Raw genomic sequence first — 5,452 nt, 5'->3', positions numbered from 1 at the left:
GGTTTGGGAGCTGCCGACCATGTGGGCGGTATCCTCGGCGGAGACGTTTGCCATGGGCGGCGTGAGCCTGCTGGCGGCCACGGGCGTGGTAAAGCACCTGTCCTTCGGAAGCGAATGCGGGGAGATCGAGGGTCTGCAAGCTGTGGCACAATGCCTTAATTCCCGGGAGTATGCGGCGGAGCTTCGCCGCTTTCTGGACCGGGGACTGCCCTTCGCCGTCTGCCGCCAGATGGCGGTGACGGAGCTGGCGGGCGCAAAGCTGGGCGCGCTGCTGGCAACGCCCAACAACAATCTTGGGATCGAATATCTGCGGGCGGTGCTCCGTCTGGGTGCTGACCTGCGGCCCATGACCGTGCGGCGGGAGGGCGCAGGCTATCACGACGATGCCGCCCCGCAGGGAAGCCGTTTTATCTCCGCAACGCAGGCTCGCCGGTGGATGGCCGGGGGTGAATGGGAAAAAGCCGCACCCTATCTGGTTCCGGGGGAGCGGGAGCTTTTGCAAAGCGCGGAGCTGGCGCTGCCGCCGCTTTCTGATTCGGCGGAGCGGGCGTTTCTTTTACGCCTGCGGACCATGACGGCGGCGGATTGGGCTGAGCTTCCCGACAGCGCCCAGAGTGAGGGACTTCCCGACCGTTTGGCCCGGGCAGGGAGGCAAGCCCTGTCTTTGGAGGAATTTTACGAGCTTGCAAAAACGAAGCGCTATCCCCACGCCCGGCTGCGGCGGCTGGCCCTGTGGGCGTTTTTGGGTCTGCGGGCGCAGGACCGGCCAAAGACCCCGCCTTATTTGCGGGTGCTGGCGGCGGGGGAACGGGGGCGGGTTCTGCTGCGTAGGATGAAAGAAACCGCCATTTTACCGGTTTTGACGAAACCGGCCCATGCGCGGCGGCTGGAGGAAGCCTGCCGCCGGAGCCTTGAACTGGAGGCCCGCTGTACCGATCTGTACGGGCTGTGTCTGCCCCACGTTCCTCCCGGCGGACGGGAGTGGAGAGAGGGACCGGCCATCCTCTGAAAAGGAGATTTTCTATGCGAAAACAAATTTTGTTCATGCTGGGGCTGTCTCTGGCGTTGCTGGCGGGCTGTGCCAACGCTGCCCCCGGCGGCCCTGCATTCGCACCGGCGGACGAGTCTCTTGGCGCCATGGGGGCAACCAGCGTGCTGTCCTCCTCGTCGGAGATGCTGGACTTTGCACTGGAGAGCGAAAAGAAAAGCGACACGCGCGTTGCGGAAGACGGCACCACGCTGGCCTCATACAGCTATGAGCTTCCCGTGCTCCGGGTAATCACGGAAGACGGCCAGATTCTGGACTCTGCCGCCACGGCGGCGGAGAAGACTGCGCTGGACGTAGCCGCCGCATTCAACAGCAATTTTGAAGATTGGCTGGAGAGCACGGATTTTTCAAGTGTGCTTGACTGGGCGGAGGAGGATTACGCCCGCCGGGTGGAAGGCAATTTGGGCTGGTACAACAATTATGAGGAGGAGTTCACCTTCACCTCCTGGCGGACGGATCGGCTGATCAGCATTGGCGGGGCATATTACAGCTATACCGGCGGTGCCCATCCCAATTCCGTTTTCTTGGGCTGGAACTTTGATTTGCAGACCGGACGTTTTCTCCACCCGGCGGCGCTGGGTGAGGATTCCGAGAAATTTCAGGCGGCGGTGACGGATGAAATTATCCGGCAGGCCGACGCCCGAGCCACCGAGAATGGCTTTGAATCGCCTACGGAGATGTATTGGGAAGACTATCAGAGCATTGCCGCCCAGTGGCCCGATTATGCCGTGACGTTTTCTGACGAAGGCATGACGGTGGTCTTTTCCGCCTATGGAATGGCCAGCTACGCTGCGGGAGAGCAGATCTTTGTCCTTGACCGGGACTTTTTGGAGCCCTATCTCAGCGAGGATGGCAGACTTCTGCTGAACATTTCCAAGAATACGGGAGATGCGGCGAAGCCCGCCCCGTGAGATCGACTTAAAAACCTGCGCCGCCGGATATCCGGCGGCGCAGGTTTTGCTTGGTATCCATTAAGATACAAGGTATAGCGAAAGCAGCAAGTTACAAGTTATAGGAGGGATGCCTGCGGAAAGGCGGAAGAACACGGAGCATACCGCCTTGCTGGCGTTGTCGCTGCTGACTGAAGAAGAGCTGTACGGCTATCAGACGCTCGGATCGGACCTTTGTCATGAAGATGGGATGCTGTACCTCATCCTCCGCGGACTGGAGAAAGACGGGGCAGCGGAGGCGTATTTGCAGAAATCGCCCACGGGGGAGAACGCGCAAGTATTACCATCTGACAAAAAGGTGTGAAGCGCCTGCGGACGGAGGAGACAGCGCGGCAGACCTATGTTGGGGCAGTACGCCTGCGAGCGGGAGGTGGACATCCGTGCAGAGATACTTTGTCATTCTGGTAGATATCCCGCAAAAGACCAATGAATGTTTGGGGTTCATACCCTATTCTGTGCTGGGACTAGGCGCGGAGGGTCGGAAGATTGCCGTCCAAAGCGTGGAAGATCAAAGAACCTCTACTTATATCGGATCAAGAAAGCGGCGCGGGAATGACTCCGCGCTGCTTTCCTTATTGTCTCAGGCAGTTCAGAATATTTGCCGCAAACCCGTCCAGTCTCTCATCAATTCCCGGAAGTCTGATGGCCGTGCCTGCATCGTTGGCCGTTTCCAGCAGGCAGAAATCCGGTGGCAGGTAAAAGCCCTTGTTCATGCACAGGGCGGACACCAGTTGCCGCGCCACAAGGTCCCCGCCGGAGTACCCGGACACCACGATGCCGAAAATCGCCTTGTTGGCGAAGGAGGTGGTGCGGTACAGCGCCGTCAGCCGGTTCACGGCGGCGGTGAGATTGGCAGAGAGGGCGTCGTTATAGTTGGGACAAAGGAGAATCACAGCGTCCGCTTCCCGGACGGCGGGATAGACCTCCTTGACAATTACGCCGCCATAAAAGCACTCTCCGCGCTCCCCAAAGTGGAGACAAGCGGAATAAAAACAGCCCCGGCAGTCCGTCACCGTGCCGTTGCGCAGGCCAATTTCGGTGACGGTGCAGGTATCTCCCAGCCGCTCCCGCACCCCGCTCCACAGAGCCAGCGTGTTGGACGTGCGGTGGCTGGAGGCATGAAGCGCCAAAAGCTTTGGCTTCTCCGATTTCGGAGGTGCGAAGCGCAGAATCCGCTCCGCCAAATCCCGGATAGCCAGACGGTAGGCCGCTTCCAGATTGCAGCCCGCATTTTTGGCCTGTACGGTAAAGTTCGAGAGGGACCCCACCGCTTCCACCAGCGGGCGGCCCGGGAAAGCGCAGCCCGCGCTGTTTGCCGCCAGCGTCAGCTCTCGGGCGGCGGCTTTGGTATAGAGGTCTCCCGTGCCGTCCGCCACAATACCTCCCACGCACCCCGCAAGAACCCCCGGATGAGTCCGCAGAAAAGCCAGCAGGTCGTAGTACCCGTGGTTCACGCCGCTTTCATCCAGCGGCACGGCAAAGAGGAGCCGCTGGGTTTCCGGCGGGCCCGCAAGAGATGTTACAATTTGACAGGGGATGCCCCGCAGTCCCTCCCGCAGAGCCGAAGCGTATCGGTGGGAGGCGGTTTGACCCGGGCAGATCAATGTCAGGGCGCTCATAAAATCGCCTTCAGTGTGGTTTCCGTCTCCTTCAGGCGTGCGAACAGCGCGTCCGGCAGCTCCACGGATTCCGTTTCCAGTCCTTTTGGGGTGAGCCGGTTGCGCACGCCGAACCACACGCCCCCAAGGCACACGGACCCGCAGTGCCACTGCCCCCGCAATGTCAGCAAAAGCTGCATGGCCCCGGAGGACACGGCGGGAGCCACAAAGGGCTTGAAGCCCAAATCCCGGATACGGAGATTGGCGGTTTTCACCAGTTCCGTTAACTCCCGGGAGATTTCGTCATCATACTTTTTCAGGGAATTTGCAATCACAAGTCCCTCCCCGTGGGGGCCGAAGCTGCGCCCGTCGGAGAGGAAGGAGAGAAAACGCAGGTCGCTTTGGGCCAGCGCAGCGGCCCGGGCGTTCATCACGCCAAGCCCATAGCCTTGCACCTGCTCTGCCAGAAGCCCCAGTCCGTCCCACTGTCCGCCGGGGCTGGTGTTGGAGGCCAGATACGCCGCCTTGCACAGAGGATCCACAGGGTCTGAGAGGACGGCGAACAGCCCGTCGAACCGGGCCTCCCGTGCCTGCCGGGCAAAAGATTCCACCAAGGGGCGGTTGGCGGCAAACTGGGCCATCCGCACGTCCTGCACCTGACTGCCCACCGGCGGAATGGCTTTTGCCGCCGCAAACAAAAACACATCGCAGTCAAACAAATGCCCGGGCTGCACGGCCTCCACCTTGGGCAGGGCTTCGTAGTCCCACGGCCAGGAAATCTGGCTCATCTCCGAAACCCAACGAGCCACGGTGTTTTCATTCAAATCGCAGATGCCGATGGTGCCGATACAGTCGCCGCCTAAAAGCTTCAGCGCCGTAAGCAACGTGCCGCCCACGTCGCCCACCGCCAGCAGATGCACCCGGCGGCGGTTGCGCTGGCGTTTTTCGGTCCGGTCTGCCGCCTTCTCCCAGCGGGGATGGCGGAAGTTGACGACCTGAAGCTCTCCGGCCTTCAGCCGTCGGGCTATATCTTTCGGAAGGTCTGGGACGGGCGCGTCGATACGGCGGCTGTCCAGCCATTCCACGCCGTCGGCTTTGGCGGTGAGCTGGCGAGGGTCCGTGACAAGAAAACCGGTCCGGCGGTTTTCCGGCGAGCGGTTGATGAGAAACGTCACGTCCTCCCCCTCCCGGGGCTCGCCGCAGGCGAGGAGGGTCAGACTTTCCAAGGCTGCATATTTTTTGCCCTGATAGGTATAGTAGTAAACCATTAGTTATCCATCCTCCCCATAGGTAAGCTGCGTCACGGGCGTGTCGTCCGCCCGGAGATACAGCCTGCCGTCTTCGGAATAAAAAGTCTGGTTGTTTTCATCGCAGTCCACCCAATAGGTCACGCGCCAGATGGTGCCGTCCACTTCCCGCTCCCGATAGAGCAGGGAAGCGGCAGGCAGCGGAATTTCGGAGACATACCGCCCCACGCTAAGATGCACGGTCAAGTCCCGCACAGGCGCGTCTGGGTATTGCTCCCGCGCCGATTCCAGATCATTGGAATCAGGGTAAATTGTCTGCCCTGCCTGACTGCCCACCGGCAGCATGGGGCCGAACGCGCAGGGAACATCTCTGTCGAAAAAGCCGCCCAGCTTTGTGACGCGGAAGGTTCTGGAGGAGTTATGGAATTCTACGGTGTCGGGAACGACCACAGTAATTTCCTCCGTCTCCCCGTCCCAGTCAAAGCCGGAGGAAAACGCGCGGTTGTTTACAAAGTTCGGAAGATATTGAAGACCCTCCACGTACTGTGCGTTCTTAAGCCGGTAATTTAAGCTGTTATCCCGGAAGTTAAAAAAGCCCCAGATGCCGAT

At 60.4% G+C, this 5,452-nt stretch carries 6 protein-coding genes; 3 read left to right on the top strand and 3 right to left on the bottom strand.

Annotated elements, in window-relative coordinates; genetic code table 11:
• The 3 genes from RTK01_RS15745 to RTK01_RS15735 form a co-directional block, all read left to right on the top strand.
• On the top strand, positions 1–1,009 hold a 1,009-nt coding region (locus RTK01_RS15745; RefSeq protein ID WP_312281881.1), incomplete at its 5' end, for a nucleotidyltransferase family protein.
• Between the two features lie 14 nt (positions 1,010–1,023).
• Positions 1,024–1,959, top strand: a complete 936-nt coding sequence (locus tag RTK01_RS15740; protein ID WP_312281880.1) for a hypothetical protein — start codon at positions 1,024–1,026, stop codon at positions 1,957–1,959.
• A gap of 109 nt (positions 1,960–2,068) precedes the next feature.
• On the top strand, positions 2,069–2,302 hold the full coding sequence (locus tag RTK01_RS15735) for a hypothetical protein (protein WP_312281879.1): 234 nt from the start codon (positions 2,069–2,071) through the stop codon (positions 2,300–2,302).
• A 268-nt stretch (positions 2,303–2,570) separates the two neighbouring features.
• Here RTK01_RS15735 and RTK01_RS15730 read toward each other — a convergent pair whose 3' ends face one another.
• The 3 genes from RTK01_RS15730 to RTK01_RS15720 form a co-directional block, all read right to left on the bottom strand.
• Positions 2,571–3,617, bottom strand: coding sequence for an NAD(P)H-dependent oxidoreductase (locus tag RTK01_RS15730; protein ID WP_312281878.1), 1,047 nt, complete (start codon positions 3,615–3,617; stop codon positions 2,571–2,573).
• The gene (locus tag RTK01_RS15725) at positions 3,614–4,864 is read right to left on the bottom strand and encodes a lactate dehydrogenase (protein ID WP_312281877.1); all 1,251 of its coding nucleotides are present in this window, start codon (positions 4,862–4,864) and stop codon (positions 3,614–3,616) included. Before RTK01_RS15725 ends, RTK01_RS15730 begins: the two co-directional genes overlap by 4 nt.
• 3 nt (positions 4,865–4,867) lie before the next feature.
• A partial coding sequence (locus RTK01_RS15720; RefSeq protein WP_312281876.1) for a hypothetical protein occupies positions 4,868–5,452 on the bottom strand: 585 nt, incomplete at its 5' end.

It is taken from the genome of Oscillibacter sp., from assembly GCF_031978065.1.
In the GTDB taxonomy this organism is placed as follows: Bacteria; Bacillota; Clostridia; order Oscillospirales; family Oscillospiraceae; genus Oscillibacter.
The sequence above is the reverse complement of the archived record's forward strand: the minus strand, read 5'-3'. Positions and strand labels throughout refer to the sequence as shown.